Annotated in this window: 13 protein-coding genes; 10 read left to right on the top strand and 3 right to left on the bottom strand. The window is 67.7% G+C overall.

The window, feature by feature from the left end:
- Positions 1 to 45: 45 nt before the first annotated feature.
- Complete coding sequence (locus GGQ62_RS07205; RefSeq protein WP_152578926.1) at positions 46 to 1,293, bottom strand: SGNH/GDSL hydrolase family protein; 1,248 nt, start codon at positions 1,291 to 1,293, stop codon at positions 46 to 48.
- A 171-nt stretch (positions 1,294 to 1,464) separates the two neighbouring features.
- Between GGQ62_RS07205 and GGQ62_RS07200 the strand changes: the two genes are divergently transcribed.
- The 4 genes from GGQ62_RS07200 to GGQ62_RS07185 are packed head-to-tail and all read left to right on the top strand — an operon-like array spanning position 1,465 to position 5,587.
- Positions 1,465 to 2,517, top strand: coding sequence for a fumarylacetoacetate hydrolase family protein (locus GGQ62_RS07200; RefSeq protein ID WP_424022223.1), 1,053 nt, complete (start codon positions 1,465 to 1,467; stop codon positions 2,515 to 2,517).
- Entirely contained in the window at positions 2,514 to 3,263 is a 750-nt protein-coding gene (xylB, locus tag GGQ62_RS07195; RefSeq protein ID WP_167649519.1) for a D-xylose 1-dehydrogenase, read from the top strand. Before GGQ62_RS07200 ends, xylB begins: the two co-directional genes overlap by 4 nt.
- Position 3,264: 1 nt before the next feature.
- On the top strand, positions 3,265 to 4,131 hold the full coding sequence (locus GGQ62_RS07190) for an SMP-30/gluconolactonase/LRE family protein (protein ID WP_152578927.1): 867 nt from the start codon (positions 3,265 to 3,267) through the stop codon (positions 4,129 to 4,131).
- A gap of 22 nt (positions 4,132 to 4,153) precedes the next feature.
- Entirely contained in the window at positions 4,154 to 5,587 is a 1,434-nt protein-coding gene (locus tag GGQ62_RS07185) for a sugar porter family MFS transporter (RefSeq protein ID WP_152578928.1), read from the top strand.
- Positions 5,588 to 5,594: 7 nt separating this feature from the next.
- Here the strand turns inward: GGQ62_RS07185 and GGQ62_RS07180 are convergent, their stop codons facing one another.
- Both GGQ62_RS07180 and GGQ62_RS07175 read right to left on the bottom strand, forming a co-directional pair.
- Entirely contained in the window at positions 5,595 to 6,653 is a 1,059-nt protein-coding gene (locus tag GGQ62_RS07180) for a LacI family DNA-binding transcriptional regulator (protein WP_152578929.1), read from the bottom strand.
- A gap of 127 nt (positions 6,654 to 6,780) precedes the next feature.
- Positions 6,781 to 8,913, bottom strand: a complete 2,133-nt coding sequence (locus GGQ62_RS07175) for an alpha-glucuronidase family glycosyl hydrolase (protein ID WP_424022235.1) — start codon at positions 8,911 to 8,913, stop codon at positions 6,781 to 6,783.
- Between the two features lie 203 nt (positions 8,914 to 9,116).
- Here GGQ62_RS07175 and GGQ62_RS07170 point away from each other — a divergent pair, with 203 nt between their 5' ends.
- The 6 genes from GGQ62_RS07170 to GGQ62_RS07145 are packed head-to-tail and all read left to right on the top strand — an operon-like array spanning position 9,117 to position 18,501.
- Positions 9,117 to 11,486 (top strand): glycoside hydrolase family 3 N-terminal domain-containing protein, encoded by a 2,370-nt coding sequence (locus tag GGQ62_RS07170; RefSeq protein ID WP_152578931.1) that lies wholly within the window; start codon positions 9,117 to 9,119, stop codon positions 11,484 to 11,486.
- 10 nt (positions 11,487 to 11,496) lie between these two features.
- A complete protein-coding gene (gene manD, locus GGQ62_RS07165) occupies positions 11,497 to 12,708 on the top strand; it encodes a D-mannonate dehydratase ManD (protein WP_152578932.1) in 1,212 nt (403 codons plus the stop codon).
- Positions 12,709 to 12,712: 4 nt separating this feature from the next.
- On the top strand, positions 12,713 to 14,008 hold the full coding sequence (locus GGQ62_RS07160; RefSeq protein WP_243446693.1) for an MFS transporter: 1,296 nt from the start codon (positions 12,713 to 12,715) through the stop codon (positions 14,006 to 14,008).
- Positions 14,005 to 15,417 carry a glucuronate isomerase gene (uxaC, locus tag GGQ62_RS07155; protein ID WP_152578933.1) on the top strand — a complete coding sequence of 471 codons (1,413 nt, stop codon included), beginning with the start codon at positions 14,005 to 14,007 and terminating at the stop codon, positions 15,415 to 15,417. The genes GGQ62_RS07160 and uxaC overlap by 4 nt, the downstream gene beginning before the upstream one ends.
- Positions 15,414 to 16,877, top strand: coding sequence for a mannitol dehydrogenase family protein (locus tag GGQ62_RS07150; protein ID WP_152578934.1), 1,464 nt, complete (start codon positions 15,414 to 15,416; stop codon positions 16,875 to 16,877). Before uxaC ends, GGQ62_RS07150 begins: the two co-directional genes overlap by 4 nt.
- Before the next feature lies 1 nt (position 16,878).
- Positions 16,879 to 18,501 (top strand): GH35 family beta-galactosidase, encoded by a 1,623-nt coding sequence (locus tag GGQ62_RS07145; protein ID WP_207790541.1) that lies wholly within the window; start codon positions 16,879 to 16,881, stop codon positions 18,499 to 18,501.
- Positions 18,502 to 18,540 lie beyond the last annotated feature (39 nt).

Genomic DNA, 18,540 nt, shown 5'->3' with positions numbered 1-18,540 from the left:
TTATGTGGATTCTACGGTTGTCGTTTCACCAATATTGCCAATATGTTAACGGTGAAACAATGACAGCGGGATAGAGTCGGCCATGGCACGGTAACCGGCCGCCGACGGGTGCAAACCATCGCCGGAATCATAGTCCTTGCGCATGCGTCGCGGGTCCGCCGGGTCGCGGGTCAGCGCGTCGAAATCGATGACGGCATCGAAATTGCCCGGCGTGCGGATCCAGGCGTTGACCGCTGCGCGGTCGGCTTCGTTCAGCGCATCGGGGTGGTAATAGCTCGACCCGCCGTCTGGCAGGATGGTGGCGCCATACGCCTTGATGCCGGCGGCGCGGGCGCGCGAAACGACCTGCGCGTAGGCGCCGGTGATGCGTGCGACGAGACGGTCATGCGCCGCCTGGTCGACCGGCGCCTCGCGGGTCAGCCCGCCGAGATCGTTGATGCCTTCGAGAAGGATGACATAGCGAACCCCGGGCTGTGCCAGCACATCGCGATCGAACCGGGCAAGAAGATTGGGTCCAAGGCCATCCTGCAGCACGCGATTGCCGCCGATGCCATGGTTGAGGACGCTGACGCTGCGCAACGCAGGTGCCGCCTGCAACCGTTCGGCGAGGCGGTCGGTCCAGCGGTCGTTGCCGTTGGTGGTGGCGCCATGGCCATCGGTGATCGAATCGCCGATGGCGACGATGGCGCGGGCGTCCCTGGGGGCGTCGACGGCGACGCTGGCGAGCTGATACCAGTGATCGACCGTGCGGGCGCCCGCGAGGTCGGCGGCGCCGACATGATTGCCCGCCAGCAGGTAGCTGGTGGCGCGCGACCCCGGATGGCTGGTCTGGCGCGCCGGCGGCTTGGGCAGATGCAGCGTGATTGCCAGCGTCGACAGCGGCGCGGCATCGATCGCGACCGGGTCGGACCAATAGCTGGCACCGGCGGGAATGGTGACGCCGGGGGCGCCGTCGAAGGTCAGCGCGCGGTCGCTTGCAGGGTCGATCCGGGCACTGTCGGGGGCGGGCGCGCGGGCGACATGGGCGGCGCCGATGTCGAGCGCTTCGGTGCCGAAGGCGTTGCTGACCAGCACGCGGACGCGGCGGCCGCCGGTCGACAGATGGACGAGCTGGCGCAGCGTCGTGTCGGTAAGGTCGGCCGGGGCGAGGGCATTGCGGTCTTCGGGGATCTGCTGCGAAGCGGCCCAGCTGGCGACCCAATTGCCCGGCGGCGGTGCCGCAGCGACAAGCAGCCCCGCGCCGGCGGCGAAGAGCAGAGCGCGCAATCCTGTCGTCAGGCGGTTCGTCATCATCGTCTCTCCCCAGCATCGCGCCGCGTCATCGATGCCTTGACAGCACGACCGCGCTGGTGTTGGTAGCGCTATCAAAACAAGAAGTCGAGTGGGGGGATGATGGCGGACGCGCGGCCTTTGGACGTTTCGGCGTTGCCGGCGGATTGGCAGTCGGGAACGTTTCTCGGTCGCATGCTGACCGATGCCGGGCCCAGCCCCATTCTCGTCATCAAGGGCCAGCTGATCGATATGGCGGGCGTCGCGCCGACCGTGGCGGCGCTTGTCGCCGGCGGTGATTTTTCGGGCGCCGGCGGCGCGGCGCTGGGACCGTTCGACATGGCGTCGGTGCGCCTGCTCAGCCCGGTCGACCTGCAATGCGTCAAGGCGTGCGGCGTGACCTTTGCCGTGTCGGCGATCGAGCGGGTCATCGAGGAAGGCGCCCGCGGCGACGCTTCGGCGGCGGCGGCGATCCGCGACCGGCTGGAAACGCGGGTCGGCGGCTCGATCCGGTCGGTGGTGCCGGGGTCGCCGGAAGCAGCGGCGTTGAAGTCGGCGCTGATCGACGACGGCCTGTGGTCGCAATATCTGGAGGTCGCGATCGGCCCCGATGCCGAGGTTTTCACCAAAGCGCCGGTGCTGGCCAGCGTCGGCCCCGATGCGCCGATCGGCATAAGGTCCGATTCGACCTGGAACAACCCCGAGCCCGAGGTGGCGCTGCTTGTCGATCCTGCCGGCAAGGCGGTGGGCGCGATGCTGGGCAATGACGTCAACCTGCGTGATTTCGAAGGCCGGTCGGCGTTGCTGCTCGGCAAGGCCAAGGACAATAATGCGTCATGTGCGCTGGGGCCGCTGATACGGCTGTTCGACGGCGGGTTCACCATCGACGATGTCCGCGCGGCCGAGATCAGCCTGCGCATCGAAGGTCCCGAAGGCTATGTGCTGCACGGTGTCAGCAACATGGCGGCGATCAGCCGTGATCCGCTCGACCTGGTCCGCCAGACCTTGAGCGAGCATCAATATCCCGATGGCTTTGCGTTGTTCCTCGGCACGTTGTTCGCCCCGGTGCAGGACCGCGACGACCCGGGCCGCGGCTTCACTCACAAGGTCGGCGACCGGGTCAGCATCGAAAGCGCCCGGTTGGGGCGGCTGGTCAACACGGTCACCACGTCGCGCGACGCCGCCCCCTGGGATTTCGGCATCGGCGCCTTGATGGCCAATCTGGCACGCCGCGGGTTGCTGGCGTGAGCGGACGCGCGGTTTACCCAAGTCTTGCCGGCAAGCGCGTGCTGGTCACCGGCGGCGCCACCGGCATCGGTGCCGGGCTGGTCGAGGCCTTTGCGGCGCAGGGCGCCCGGGTGGCCTTCATCGACATCGATGAAGCCGGTGGTGCCGCGACGGCGGCGCGTTTCGCGCCCGGTGCTTTCCATGCCTGCGACCTGCGCGACATCGACGCGTTGCAGGGCGTGATCGGCCGGATCGGCGACGAACTTGGCGGGATCGACGTGCTGGTCAACAACGCGGCCAATGACGATCGCCACAGCATCGAAGCGGTGACCCCGGCCTATTGGGACGACCGGATGGCGACCAATCTGCGCCACCTGTTCTTTGCAGCGCAGGCGGTGGTGCCGGCGATGCGGGCGGCCGGCGGCGGCGCGATCATCAATTTCGGGTCGATCAGCTGGCATCTGGGGCTGCCCGACCTCGTGGTCTACCAGACGGCGAAGGCCGCGATCGAAGGCATGACCCGGGCGCTGGCCCGCGATCTTGGCGGCCACAATATCCGCGTCACCACCATCGTTCCCGGCAATGTCGAAACGCCGCGCCAGGCGCTGTGGCACACGCCGGCCGATGCCGCCGAAATCGTCGCGGCCCAATGCGTCGATGGACGCATCCAGCCGGCGGACGTGGCGGCAATGGCGCTGTTCCTGGCCTCCGACGATGCCCGCATGTGCACGGGCCATGAGTATTTCGTCGATGCCGGCTGGCGCTGACATGGCAGGCACCGTGCAATCGGTCCTGGGCGTCGGCGCGACGCTGGGGGAAGGGCCGATCTGGTTCGAGGACGCGGTCTGGTTCGTCGATATCAAGGGCCGGCGCGTCCACCGCTTCGTCCCTGCCACCGGCGCCGCCCGGAGCTGGGACATGGGCGCCGAAGTCGGCTGGATATTGCCGGCGGCAACCGGCGGCATGATCGTCGGGCTGCAGACCGGACTGCACCGCTTTGATCCGGCCAGCGGCGCGTTGCAATTGCTGCACCGGCCCGAACCCGGGCTACCCGGCAACCGGCTCAATGACGCCACGACCGATGCGCAGGGGCGGCTGTGGTTCGGCAGCATGGACAATGGCGAGACGGCGGCGACCGGGCGGCTGCACCGCTGCGCCGATGGCCATTGCAGCGATGCCGGCCTGCCACCGGTGGTCATCACCAACGGCCCGGCGATCAGCGTCGATGGCAGGACGCTGTATCATGTCGATACGCTTGGGCGCACGATCTGGCGGGTGCCGATCCATGACGACGCCTCGCTGGGGACGCCGGTCCGCCATGTGACGATCGAGGACGGCGCCGGCTACCCGGATGGACCGACGATCGACGCCGAGGACCATTTGTGGATCGGGCTGTTCGGCGGCTGGGGCGTGCGGCGCTATGACCAGGCCGGCAAGCTGGTTGGCAGCATGCGCTTCCCGGTTGCCAATGTGACCAAGATGACCTTTGGCGGTGCCGACCTGCGCACCGCCTATGCGACGACGGCGGCCAAGGGGTTGCGCGCGGCGGAGCGCGCGGCGCAGCCACAGGCGGGCGACCTGTTCGCCTTCGATCCGGGCGTGCAGGGTATCAGGATCACGGCTGCAAAAATATAAAAAGCCAGGGGCGGAGTTGAGCATGACCGACGCAGCATATTCGAGTGACCATCCGGCCGACGACAGCCAGGTCAACATGGCCTTCATCACCGCGATCGTCGCCGTGGCCACGATTGGCGGCTTCATGTTCGGCTATGATTCGGGGGTCATCAACGGCACCCAGAAGGGCCTGGAATCGGCGTTCGACCTCGGCAAGTTCGGCATCGGCGTCAATGTCGGCGCGATCCTCGTCGGTTCGGCGATCGGTGCCTTTGCCGCCGGCCGGCTGGCGGACGGGATCGGCCGGCGCAGCGTCATGATGCTGGCGGCGGTGCTGTTCCTTGCCAGCGCGTTGATGGCCGGGGCGGCGAGCAGTTCGACGATCTTCATCATCGCGCGGATCATCGGCGGCTTCGGCGTCGGCGCCGCCAGCGTCATCTCGCCGGTCTATATTTCCGAGGTGACACCCGCGTCCATCCGCGGGCGGCTGTCGAGCGTCCAGCAGGTGATGATCATCAGCGGGCTGACGGGCGCCTTTGTCGCCAATTTCGCGCTCGCGCGCTATGCGGGCGGATCGACCGCGGCGCTGTGGCTCGGCCAGCCGGCTTGGCGCTGGATGTTCTGGTTGCAGGCCATCCCGGCGGCGATCTATTTCCTGGCGCTGCTGGCGATCCCCGAAAGCCCGCGCTACCTCGTCGTCAAGGGCCAGACCGAGCGCGCCCGCGCCGTGCTGACGCGGCTGTTCGGCGCCGTCGAGGCCGATCGCAAGGTTGCCGAAATCGGCGCCAGCCTCGCCAAGGACCATCACAAGCCCAAGCTGTCCGACCTCATCGACAAGTCCACCGGCAAGATCCGGCCTATCCTGTGGACCGGAATCGGCCTGGCGGTGTTCCAGCAGTTCGTCGGCATCAACGTCGTCTTCTACTATGGCGCGACGCTGTGGGAAGCGGTCGGCTTTTCCGAAGACAATGCCTTGCAGATCAACATCCTGTCGGGCGTGCTGTCGATTGCCGCATGCCTGGTCGCCATCGCGCTGATCGACAAGATCGGCCGCAAGCCGCTGCTGCTCATCGGCTCCGCCGGAATGGCCGTGACGCTGGCGGTGGTCGCCTATGCCTTTTCGACGGCGGTCACCGGACCATCGGGGGTCAGCCTGCCGGGCAACAACGGGCTGTTCGCGCTGATCGCCGCCAATCTGTACGTTATCTTCTTCAACGTCAGTTGGGGCCCGGTGATGTGGGTGATGCTCGGCGAAATGTTCCCCAACCAGATCCGCGGGTCGGGGCTGGCGGTCGCCGGCTTTGCGCAGTGGATGGCGAATGCGGCGGTGTCGGTCAGCTTCCCGACGCTGGCCGTGTCGCCGGGGCTGGCGGCGACCTACACCGGCTTTGCCACGTTCGCGGTCATCTCGTTCTTCTTCGTCAAGGCCATGGTCAACGAAACGCGCGGCCGCGAGCTGGAGGACATGGAAGGCTGATCCCGTATCAGCCTTGTGGGGCGGCGTCCGAATCGCGCCGGATCAGCGCATAGGCGGCGAGTACATGCGGTTCGGCGGCCTCGGCGACCCGGCCGGCGCGCGCATCGCGGATGGCATTGACCAGAAGCTCGACAGCGATGCGCGACATTTCGAGCACCGGCTGGCGGATGGTGGTCAGTTCGGGCCAGATCGTGGTGGCAAGCGCGGTGTCGTCAAAACCGCAGATCGTCAGGTCGCGCGGCACATCGAGCCCGCGGCGATGGGCGATCGAAACCGTCGCGGCCGCCATGTCGTCATTGGCGGCAAAGATCGCCGTCGGCGGTTCGGGCCGGTCGAGCAGCAGGTCGGCGGCGGCAAGGCCGGACCGGTAGGTGAACAGCCCGGGCGCCACCAGATCAGGCGCCGCGGGCAGCCCCAGGTCGGCCAGTGCCGCCTGATAGCCGGCGAGCCGCTCTGCACTGGCGGCCTGGTCGGGGTTGCCGGTGATGAAGCCGATACGGCGATGGCCGAGCGCCCCGAGATGGCGCGTCATTTCATAGGCGGCGGCACGATCATCGATGCTGACCGACATCGCCCAGCCGGGGGCGCCGCCGGTGGCGACGGCGACCACCGGCAGGCCGACCCGTTCGATCGCGGCGAGGACGGCGGGATCGTCGCTGAGCGGCGGCGGCAGCAGGATGCCGTCGACGCGGCCGGCGACGAGATGATCGATGGCGGCCGTTGCCTGATCGGCATCGTCGCATTTTTCGACGACAAGCTGGACGTTGCTGCGGCTGGCCTGGTCGAGACTGCCCATCAGCAAGGCGCTGAGATAGGCGAAGCTGGGATTATAGTGGAGCAGGCCGATCCGGATGTCCTCGCCGCCGGCCAGCGACTGGGCGGCGGCATTGGGAGCATAGTTGAGCGCGGCGATGGCGGCTTCGACACGGTCGCGCGTTTCGGGTCGCACGCTGGTCTTGGCGTTGATGACGCGCGACACGGTCATCGGCGACACGCCGGCGTGCGCCGCGACATCGCTGATTGTCGGCACGTTGCGCTGCCGACGCGACCCCCTTGGTTCTTTCATTCCAGCCCCTTTCGGGCGTCAGCTAGCGTTGATCACCACATGGCGGCAAGACCGGGATTGACCGGATGCAGCGGAGCGGCAGCGGCGAAAGGGGGAAGACCCGTGCCGTGCCATCGATGCTTGCCGATCAGCCGGGGTGGCCGGGCGCGCGCGGATAGGATTGCGCCTTGTACCATGCCAGGTCGTGCGCCGGCGGCGCGGCACCGGCGGGCAGCGGCAGGCCGTTGACCGACATCCAATAGGCGATGCTGGCATCGCGCCACCAGCGTGCCTCGCGCTCCTGGACAGCCAGGAAGGTGGCGGTCTTGGCAAAGCGGTCGGCGTCGATCTGCGGCTGCAGCGCCGCCCAGTCGCGGCGCATGGCGGCAACGGTGGTGACGCCGGCATTGTACCGGGTCACCAGTTCCTCCCACAATGTCCGACCCGACGCCATCCGATGCGTCCATGGCACATGGTGGAACCACAGCAGGTCGCGCGCCGGCGTTGTTGCCGGGTCGGCGAGCGGGCGAGCGAAAGCGGGGGCATATTGGGCGATGGCGTTGCTGCCGCTGGCAGTGCGATCGAAGCCGATGCCCTGGCGGTCGGCGCGGGCGTAATAGACCGGGTTCCATTCGGGACGCTTCAGGTCCGACACCCAGGGGCCGGGGCCATAATGATGGCCGGTGGCCATCTGGTGGGTCAAGCCGAGCGGCGACGTATAGTCGACGACCGCCTCGCGCGACCCGGCCATGATCCCCACGATCTTGTCGACCAGCGCCGGATCGGGACCGAAGGTCATGGCCGCCCATTCGCCGGCAACCGTGTCCGAATCGGCCGCGGGGTTCCAGGCGAACCGGCCGAAGGCGAACCAGTTGGCCTGGTTGAAGGTCGACCCGGCCCAATCGCGATCGCGCCCGACATTGGCGACGCCGGCCATGCCGGTCAGCGCATGGCCGTGCAGCGAGCCATCGACCACACGGGCGACGGTCGATCCCTTGCCCTTCTGCAGCGTGTCGCTGCGCAGGGTTTCCTCGAACATCGGCCCCAGCCAGGCGAGATGGGTCGCCATGCCGAGATATTCCTTGGTGATCTGGAATTCCATCATCAGCGGCGTCTGGGGCATGGCGCCGAACAGCGGGTGGAAGGGTTCGCGCGGCTGGAAATCGATGGCGCCGTTCTTGACCTGGACGATGACATTGGCCGCGAACTTGCCGTCGAGCGGTTTGAAATCGGCATAGGCCTGTTTGGCGCGGTCATCGGGATTGTCGTCGGCATAGACAAAGGCCCGCCACATGATGAGGCCCTTGTGCGGCGCGATGGCGGCGGCGAGCATGTTGGCGCCATCGGCATGGCTGCGCTGGTAATCGCGCGGCCCCGGTTGGCCTTCGGAATTGGCCTTGACCAGGAAGCCGCCGAAATCCGGGATGGCGGCATAGACCTCGTCGGTCTTGGCGCGCCACCAGGCGGCGACCGCCGGGTCGAGCGGGTCGGCGGTCTTCAGCCCGCCGATCTCGACGGGCGCGGAAAAGCGCACCGACAGATAGACCTTGATGCCATAGCGCCGGAACACATCGGCGAGCGCCGCCGCCTTGGCGAGATAGGGCGCGGTCAGGCTGTCGGCGCTGGCGTTGACGTTGTTGAGGACGGTTCCGTTGATGCCGATGGAGGCATTGGCGCGGGCGTAATCGGTATAGCGCGGGTCGGCGAAGTCCGGCAGCATCCACCAGTCCCATAGCGATTGGCCGGCGTATCCGCGCTCGACACTGCCGTCGAGATTGTCCCAATGGTTGAGCAGGCGCAGCCTGACCTTGGGCGCCGACGTCTCGGCGACATCGCTGCCGGTCTGCAGCCGGCGCAGCAGCGCAAAGCTGCCATAGAGCAACCCGCGGTCGCTGTTGGCGGTGACGAGCGTGACCGGGATGCCGGAAAGGCGGACGGCGCGGACCAGATAGCCTTCCTCCCCCAGCGCCGCCGTCGGGAGCTTGAGCGCGGTGACGGCGGGATCGCGCGCGCCGGCGACGACGATGCCGCCGGCGACAGCGGTCGGGGCCAGCGCGACACGCGTGCCCGACAGGCCCGACAGGCCGCGTTGCAGTTCGGTTGCGGCCGCCTGCAGCATCGGCGAATCGCCCTTGACGGTAATCGCGCCGACCCGCGGCGCCTGGGCGGCGGGCAATGGGCGGTAACGCAGCCAGAGGTCATAACCGTCCTCGGCGCGCGCCGGCCCGGCAAGGGCGAACGCCGCCAGGATCAGCGTCATCAGCCAGTGCAACATCCGCATCATATCATCCACCCCGGCGAATTGATTCGCATGCGATCGGCCACACGGTCGTTGACAAGCCGCGAGCGCCTCCGCATGTTAACGCTAACACGACGACGGCATCGACAGCAATGCCGCGTTGCGCGTGACGATCCGGGGAGGGAAAATCAGATGGTCCGGCCTGCCGACAGCGCAATCGCGCATGCAATGCCGCCGGTGGCGGCATGATCGACCGGCGCGCGCTGCTGCGGCTGAGCGGCACGGTGTCGGCGATGGCGATGTTGCCGGGTGCCGCCCTTTCGGCGACGGGCATGGTCTACCGAGACGCCAAGGCGCCGGTGGCGGTGCGCGTCAAGGACCTGCTCGGGCGGATGACGCTCGATGAAAAGGTCGCGCAGCTCATCACTTTGTCGACGACCAAGCGCGACATCATGGACGATCGGCTGGCATTCGACCCGCGGCGCGCCGACGCCGCCTATCCGCACGGCATCGGCCAGATCGCGCGGCCGTCCGATCGCGGCGGTGCCGCCACCGCCAATGACACCACTGCCGATGTCACCGGGCGCTGGCGGCCGCCGGCCGACACCATCGCCTTTGTCAACGCCGGCCAGCAATGGGCGCGCCGGACCCGGCTGGGCATTCCGATCCTGTTTCATGAAGAGGCGCTGCACGGGCTGATGGCGCCCGAGGCAACCAGCTTTCCGCAGGCGATCGCGCTGGCCAGCGCCTTCGACCGCGATCTGGTGCAGCGGGTCAACGCCGTCATCGCGCGCGAAACCCGCGCCCATGGCACGGTGCTGGCGCTGTCGCCGGTGGTCGATATTGCGCGCGACCCGCGCTGGGGGCGGATCGAGGAAACCTTCGGCGAGGATCCGTATTTGTGCGGCGAACTCGGCGTTGCCGCGGTGCTGGGGTTGCAGGGCACGGGCAAAACGCTGGCGCCGGGCAAGGTGTTCGCAACGCTGAAGCACATGACCGGCCATGGCCAGCCGATGGCGGGCAACAATGTCGCGCCGGCGTCGATGGGCGAGCGCGAACTGCGATCGGCGTTCTTTCCGCCGTTCCGCGATGTCGTCCGCCGCACGGGGATTGCTGCGGTGATGCCATCGTACAACGAGATCGACGGCGTCCCCAGCCACGCCAACCGCTGGCTGCTGGGCGATGTGCTGCGCGGCGAATGGGGCTTTGATGGCGCCATCGTCAGCGACTATGCCGCGATCGGCGAGCTCGACTATTTCCACCATGTCGCGGCCGATATCGATGATGCCGCGCATCTGGCGCTGGCGGCCGGCGTCGACAGCGACCTGCCCGACGGCAAGGCCTATCGCGGGCTGGCGGCGGCCGTGCGCGCCGGCAAGGTGCCGGTGGCGCTGGTCGATGCCGCCTGCGCGCGGATGCTGACGCTGAAGTTCCGCGCCGGGCTGTTCGAAGCCGGCGACAGCGACCCGGCAGCCGCGGCGGCGCTGACCGCCAATGCCGAGGCGCGGGCGCTGGCACTGGAGGCCGCACGGCGGTCGATCGTGTTGTTGAAGAACGACGGCCTGCTGCCGCTGGCGCCGGGGGCGCATCGCCGGGTCGCGGTCATCGGCCCCAATGCCGCGGTGGCGCGGCTGGGCGGTTATTCGTCCATCCCGCGCCAGACCGTTTCGCTGCTCGATGGCGTCAAGGCGCGGCTCGCCGGCAAGGCGGAGGTCGTCCATGCGCAGGGCGTGTTCATCACCCGGAGCGAGGATCGCTCGGCGAACGAGATCCTGCTCGCCGACCCGGCCACCAACCGCCGGCTGATCGCCGAGGCAGTGGCCGTGGCGAAGACCGCCGATGTCATTTTGCTGGCGATCGGCGATACCGAACAGACCAGTCGCGAAGGCTATGCCCGCACCCATCTCGGCGATCGCACCGATCTCGACCTGCTCGGCGAACAGAATGCGCTGTTCGAAGCGATGCAGGCGACCGGCAAGCCGGTGGTGGTCGTCGCCATCAACGGCCGGCCGCCGTCGTGGCCGCAGGTGTCGGCACAGGCGCGGGCGCTGCTCGAATGCTGGTATGTCGGGCAGGAAGGCGGCACCGCGATCGCTGAAGTGCTGTTCGGCGATGTCAATCCGGGCGGCAAGCTGCCGGTGACAGTGGTGCGCGACGTCGGCCAGGTGCCGTTTTACTACAACCACAAGCCGTCGGCGCGGCGCGGCTATCTGTTTGCCGACAATGCGCCGCTGTTCCCGTTCGGCCATGGCCTCAGCTACACGCGCTTCACGATTTCGCCGCCGCGGCTGTCCAGGCCGCGCATCGGGGTGGCGGACAGCGTCACGGTCGATGTCGATGTCACCAACAGCGGCGACCGCGCCGGCGACGAGGTGGTGCAGCTCTATATTCGCGACCAGGTGTCGTCGGTGACGCGGCCGGTGCTCGAATTGAAGGGCTTCGAGCGGGTGACGCTGCGACCCGGCGAGCGCCGCACCCTGCGCTTCACGCTGGGGCCGGACACCTTTGCGCTGTGGAACCTCGCCATGAAGGAAGTCGTCGAGCCGGGCCTGTTCGATATAAAGGTCGGCGCCAGTTCGGCGCGCCTGCAAACCGCCATTCTCGAAATCGTCTGAAGGGAGCATCATGCCCAGGATCGTTTCCGCCCGTGTCATCATCACCAGCCCGGGGCGCAACTTCGTCACGCTCAAGATCGAATGCGACGACGGCACCACCGGGGTCGGCGATGCGACGCTCAACGGCCGCGAGCTGGCGGTTGCCGCCTATCTGACGGAGCATGTCATCCCCTGCCTGATCGGCCGCGACGCGCACCGCATCGAGGATATCTGGCAGTATCTGTACAAGGGCGCCTATTGGCGTCGCGGCCCGGTGACGATGAGCGCGATTGCTGCGGTCGATACGGCGCTGTGGGACATCAAGGGCAAGCTGGCGGGGCTGCCGGTGTATCAGCTGCTGGGCGGTGCGGCGCGCGAAGGCGTGATGGTCTATGGCCATGCCAATGGCGTGTCGATCGAGGACACGGTGGCGGTGGCGCGCGATTACCAGCAGCAGGGCTACAAGGCGATCCGCATCCAGTGCGGCGTGCCGGGCATGGCCTCCACCTATGGCGTGTCGAAGGACCGTTATTTCTATGAGCCCGCCGATGCCGACCTGCCGACCGAAAATGTCTGGTCGACGAGCAAATATCTGCGCGTCGTGCCCGAACTGTTTGCGGCGGCACGCGAAGCGCTCGGCTGGGATGTCCACCTGCTCCACGACGTGCACCACCGGCTGACGCCGATCGAGGCAGGGCGGCTGGGCAAGGACCTGGAGCCCTATCGGCCATTCTGGCTGGAAGATGCGACGCCGGCCGAAAACCAGGATGGCTTCCGCCTGATCCGCCAGCACACGACGACGCCGCTGGCGGTGGGGGAGATCTTCAATTCGATCTGGGACGCCAAGCATCTGATCGAAAACCAGCTGATCGACTATATCCGCGCGACCGTGGTCCACGCCGGCGGCATCACGCATCTGCGGCGGATCGCGGCGCTGGCCGATCTCTACCAAGTCCGCACCGGCTGCCATGGCGCCACCGACCTGTCGCCGGTGTGCATGGCGGCGGCGCTGCATTTCGACCTGTCGGTGCCCAACTTCGGCGTGCAGGAATATATGCGGCACACGCCGGAAACCGATGCCGTGTTCCCGCATGCCTATAGCTTCGCCGATGGCATGATGCACCCGGGCGACGCGCCGGGGCTGGGCGTCGATATCGATGAGGAACTGGCGGCGGGGTACGAATACAGCCGCGCCTTCCTGCCGGTGAACCGGCTCGAGGACGGGACGCTGTGGAGCTGGTGACGCGGTGAGCGACACCGGCGCCACCGCGGTGACGACCAAGCCGCGCGGGCGCGTGCGCTGGGTGATCTGCGCGCTGCTGTTTTCGGCGGTGACCTTGTCCTACATCGACCGGCTGGTGCTCGGCGTGCTGAAGCCGCAGCTGACCGACCTCTATGGCTGGACCAACGCCGGCTATGGCGACATCACCGGCTATTTCCAGGTCTTCTACGGTTTCGGCTTCCTGGCATTCGGCTGGCTGGTCGATCGCATCGGGCCGCGGCTGGGCTATCTGATCGCGGTCGGCACCTGGACGCTGGGGCATTTCGCGCAGGTGCTGGTCACCTCCACGACCGGCTTCGCGCTCGCCCGCATCCCGCTGGCACTGGGCGAGGCGGGGACCTTCCCATCGGCGCTGGCGGCGATCTCGCAATGGTTTCCCCGCGCCGAACGCGCGCTGGCCATCGGCATCGTCAACGCCGGTGCCAATGTCGGCGCCATCGTCACGCCGTTGCTCATCGCCTTTCTGATCGCCGGGATGCAGTTCGACTGGCGCTGGGCGTTCGTCATCACCGGGTTGTTCAATCTGGTCTGGCTGGCAGCGTGGTGGAAATTCTATCGCAAGCCCGCCGACCACCCGACCGTCACGCGCGCGGAACGCGCCTGGATCGAGGCGGAGCCGCAGATCGACGCCGGCCGTGCCACCTTCCGGCAGGTGCTCGGCCATCGCCAGACCTGGGCCTATATGGCCGGTCGCTTCCTGATCGATCCGGTGTGGTGGACCTTCCTGTTCTGGCTCCCGGATTTCTTCAACAAGCAATATGGCTATGATCTGAAGAACTTCGGGCCGCCGCTGGTGGCGATCTATATTCTTGCCGATCTGGGGGCGGTCGCCGGCGGCTGGTATTCCTCGCATCTGATCGGGCGCGGCGGTGCCACCGGGCCGGCGCGCAAGCGGGCGATGTTCATCTGCGCACTGTTCGCGCTGCCGGTGATGTTCGCCATCCGCGCCGACGACATCTGGATCGCGGTCGGCTGCATCGGCCTCGCCTGCGCCGCGCACCAGGGGTTTTCGACCAATTTGTTCGCGATGCCGGGGGATTTGTTCCCGCGCTATGCGCAAGGGACGCTGATCGGCCTTGGCGGCTTTGCCGGGGCGGCAGGGGGCTTCATCGCATCGAAGTCGCTGGGGGCGCTGCTCGACCGGGTCGGCAGCTACGAACCGTTTTTCATCGCGTGCGGGCTGGCGTATCTGCTCGCCCTGCTCGTTACCCATGTGATCAACCCGCGCTATGCGCCCGTCAATATGAGTGCTCCTGCATGACCCGACCGCTCCGCCTCGACCCCGACCGGTTGTTCCCCGCCGATCCCGGCACCCGCGCTATCGCCCGGACGCTGTATGAAAAAATCGCGGGGTTGCCGATCATCAGCCCGCACGGCCACACCGACCCGTCGTGGTTTGCCAGCGATGCGCCGTTCACCGATGCCGCCAATCTGCTGATCGTTCCCGACCATTATGTGCTGCGCATGTTGATGAGCCAGGGCATCGGGCTCGACGCGCTCGGGGTGCCGACGGTCGATGGCAGCCCGACCGAAACCGACCCCCGCGCCATCTGGTCGCTTTTCGCCGCCAACTACCATTTGTTCCGCGGTACGCCGTCACGGATGTGGCTCGACTGGGTGTTCGCCGAAGTCTTCGGGCTTGACGTCCGGCTCGACGCCGCCACGGCCGACCATTATTTCGATGTCATCGGTGCGGCGCTGCAGACCGATGCCTTCCGCCCGCGCGCGTTGTTCGAACGCTTCAACATCGAAGCGATCGCGACCACCGAAAGCCCGCTCGATCCGCTCGCCCATCACGCCGCGATCCGCAACAGCGGCTGGTCCGGCCGTGTCATCACCGCCTATCGCCCCGATCCCGTGGTCGACCCCGAAGCCGCCAATTTTGCCGCCAATGTCGCGCGGTTCGGGCAGACCGCCGGGACCGACACGGCGACCTTTTCCGGTTACCTTGCGGCGCATCGCTTCCACCGCGCGCGCTTTCGCGAGGCCGGCGCCACCTCGACCGACCATGGCCACCCTTCGGCCGCCACCGCCGACCTGTCGTTCGACGACGCAGCGGCGCTGTATGACCGGGTGCTGGCCGGCAGCACGCCTGCGGATGCCGAGCTGTTCCGTGCCCAGATGCTGACCGAAATGGCGCGCATGGCGATCGACGACGGCATGGTGATGCAGCTGCATCCCGGCGTGCTGCGCAATCACAATCCCGAGGTGCTGGCGCGCTTCGGCCGCGACAAGGGTGCCGATATCCCCCTGGCCGGCGAATTCGTACGGTCGCTGAAGCCGCTGCTCGACCGCTTCGGCAATGATCCGCGGCTGACGCTGATACTCTTCACGCTCGATGAAGACGTCTACAGCCGCGAACTTGCGCCGCTGGCCGGCCATTATCCGGCGCTCCGGCTGGGGCCGCCGTGGTGGTTTCACGACAGCCCCGAAGGCATGCGGCGCTTCCGCGAGCGGGCCACGGAGACCGGCGGCTTCTACAACACCGTCGGCTTCAATGACGATACTCGCGCGTTCCTGTCGATTCCGGCGCGGCACGACGTGGCGCGGCGCATGGACTGCACCTGGCTGGCGCAGCTCGTCGCCGAAGGGCGGCTGGAGATCGACGAGGCGCATGAGGTGGCACGGGCGCTGGCCTATGACCTCGCCAAGGCGGCGTACAAGCTGTGAGGCTTTCGCGCGAGACCGCTGCCACGCTGCCGGACACCGTCGCCCGTCCGCCCTATGACCGGTCGGCGGCGCGCCGCGGCGTCGTCCATTTCGGCATCGGCGCCTTCCATCGCGCCCATCAGGCGGTGGTCTTCGACGATGCGCTGGCCGCGGGCGATCTGCGCTGGGGCATCACCGGCGTGTCGCTGCGATCGGCCGGCGTGCGGGACCAGCTGGCGCCGCAGGACGGGCTGTACACGGTGCTGGTGCGCGACGGCGCGGCGACGGCGATGCGGCTGGTCGGGTCGGTGCACGAGGTGCTGGTCGCACCCGAAAATCCGGCGGCGGTAATTGCGGCGCTGGCTGCGCCTGACACCCATATCGTCACGCTGACGATTACCGAGAAAGGCTACAAGCTCGACCGGGCGACGGGGTCGCTGGTGACCGGCGACGCCGATGTCGCGCGCGACGTGGCATCGCTGGCGGCGCCGGTGACCGCGCCGGGGTTCATCGTCGCCGGGCTGGCGGCGCGGCGCGCTGCCGGGCTGCCGCCGTTCACCGTCATTTCGTGCGACAACCTGCCCGACAATGGCCTGCTGCTGCGCGGCGCGGTGCTGGCGATGGCACGCGCGCATGATGCCGGCCTCGCCGACTGGATCGCGGACCACGGCGCCTTTCCGGCGACGATGGTCGATCGCATCGTTCCGGCAACGACGGCGGACGACGTCGCTGCGCTGGCGACGCAGCTGGGCGTCGAGGACGCAGCGATGGTCAAGACCGAGCCGTTCACGCAATGGGTGATCGAGGATCATTTCGCCGGACCGCGACCCGATTTCGCAACGCTGGGCGTGCAGCTGACCGCCGATGTGGCGCCTTGGGAGGCGGCCAAGCTGCGCCTGCTCAATGGGGCCCATTCGGGAATCGCCTATCTCGGCGGGCTCGCCGGGCTGGATTTCGTCCATCAGGTCGTGGCGCTGCCGGCCGGCCGAGGGTTTGTCGAGGCACTGTGGGACGAGGCGGCGCCGACGCTGTCCCCGCCGCCCGGCCTCGATGTGCCGGCCTATCGCGACGCGCTGATGGCGCGGTTTGCCAACCCGGCGCTGCAGCACCGGACGCGGCAGATCGCCATGGACGGGTCGCAGAAACTGCCGCAGCGGTTGCTCGCGCCGATCGCCGACCGCCGGGCCGCCGGACTGCCTGTCGACGCCCTGGCGCTGGCGGTCGCGGCGTGGATGCGCTGGCAGCGCGGCGTTGCCGATGATGGCGGCAGGTTCACCGTCGACGATCCGCTGGCCGCGGCCACGGCGGCGGCGTTGCGCGACGATGCCGCTGCCACCGTGGCGGCGCTGATGGCGATCGCCGCGATCTTTCCGCCGGCGCTCGCCGTCGATGCCGGGCTTCGCGACCTGCTCACCCGCCAGCTGGCTATGCTCGAACAGGATGGCGCGGCGGCAGCACTGGCGACCTTTCAAAGGAACTGATGTGATCCGTGCCCTGCTCCTCGCTGCGGCCCTGTCGGCGCCGGCGCTCGCCGATGTGCCGGCGTTGCGCAAACAGGGTACCGCGACGCAGCTGATCGTGGGGGGAAAGCCGCTGCTGATCCTCGGTGGCGAACTCGGCAATTCGAGTGCGTCGAGCGCCGCCTATATGGCGCCGCACTGGCCCCGGTTGAAGGCGATGCACCTCAACACCGTTCTGGCGCCGGTGGCCTGGGAACTGATCGAGCCGCGCGAAGGGCAGTATGACTGGTCGTCGGTCGACCAGATGGTCAAGGCGGCGCGGGCCAACGACCTGAAGCTGGTGATCCTGTGGTTCGGGGCGTGGAAGAATTCGATGTCGACCTATGTCCCGGCATGGGTGAAGCGCGACCAGGCGCGGTTTCCGCGCGCGCAGCAGCCCAACGGCCAGGGTGTCGACATCCTGTCGGCGATGGCACCGGAGACGCTGGCGGCCGATTCGCGTGCCTATGCGGCGCTGATGGCGCATCTGAAGGCGACCGACGGCACGGACAACACCGTCGTCATGGTCCAGGTCGAAAACGAGATCGGCATGTTGCCGGTGGCGCGCGACCATGGCCCGCTCGCCGAAGCCGCGTTCCGCCAGCCGGTTCCCAAGCAACTGATCGACTATCTGGTGGCGCATCGTGCCACGCTGGTTCCCGAAATGCAGCGGATGTGGGCCGATCGCGGTGCGCCTGTCGAAGGGTCGTGGGAAGCGGTGTTCGGACCGGGCGACGCGGCGGCGGAAGTGTTCACTGCCTGGCATTATGCGCGCTTTGCCGATGCGCTGACGGCGGCCGGCAAGGCGGCCTATCCGCTGCCGATGTATGTCAATGTCGCGCTCAACCGCCCCGGGCGCGAACCCGGCGTCGGTTATCCCAGCGGCGGGCCGCTGCCCCAGCTGATCGATGTCTGGAAGGCCGGGGCGCCGAGCCTCGACCTGATCGCACCCGACATCTACTTTCCGAACTTCGTCGACATCGTCGGTCGCTACAAGCGCAGCGACAATCCGCTCTTCATCCCGGAAGCCAACAATGCCGACCGTGCCGATGGCCCGGCCAACGCCATCTATGCGATCGGCAAGCATGACGCGATCGGCTTTTCGCCCTTCTCGATCGAATCGATCGACGGCGGTCCGAACCGCCTGGCGGACACCTATGCCGGGCTGGAACAGCTGGCACCGGCGATCCTGGCGGCCCAGGGGCTCGGCCGGATGTCGGCGTTCAAGCCGCGGGCGCTGTACGACGAGACCGTGGTGGCCGAGCCGGCCAGCGAGACGATCGGCGACTATCGCTTCACCGTGTCGTTCGCCGATATCCAGAAGCCGGTGATCACGCCCGAAACCGGCGGCTATGGCGGCATGATCATCCAGACCGGGCCGGAGGATTATCTCATCGCCGGGCAGGGGATAACGGTCACCTTTGCGCCTGTCGGCGACGGGCCGCCGCTCGCCGGAATCGATTCGGCTTACGAAGGCAAGTTCGTCGATGGGCGCTGGGTGGCAGGGCGGCTGCTCAACGGCGACCAGACCCACCAGGGACGGCATATCCGGCTGGCGCCGGGGCCCTTCCAGATCCAGAAAATTCGTCTTTACCGCTATCGTTGAGCCGGCTTGACAAGAATAACTCGTAGTAATAATCTCCCA

It is taken from the genome of Polymorphobacter fuscus, from assembly GCF_011927825.1.
Classification (GTDB): domain Bacteria; phylum Pseudomonadota; class Alphaproteobacteria; order Sphingomonadales; family Sphingomonadaceae; genus Sandarakinorhabdus; species Sandarakinorhabdus fusca.
This window is presented reverse-complemented; position numbering and strand designations above follow the sequence as displayed.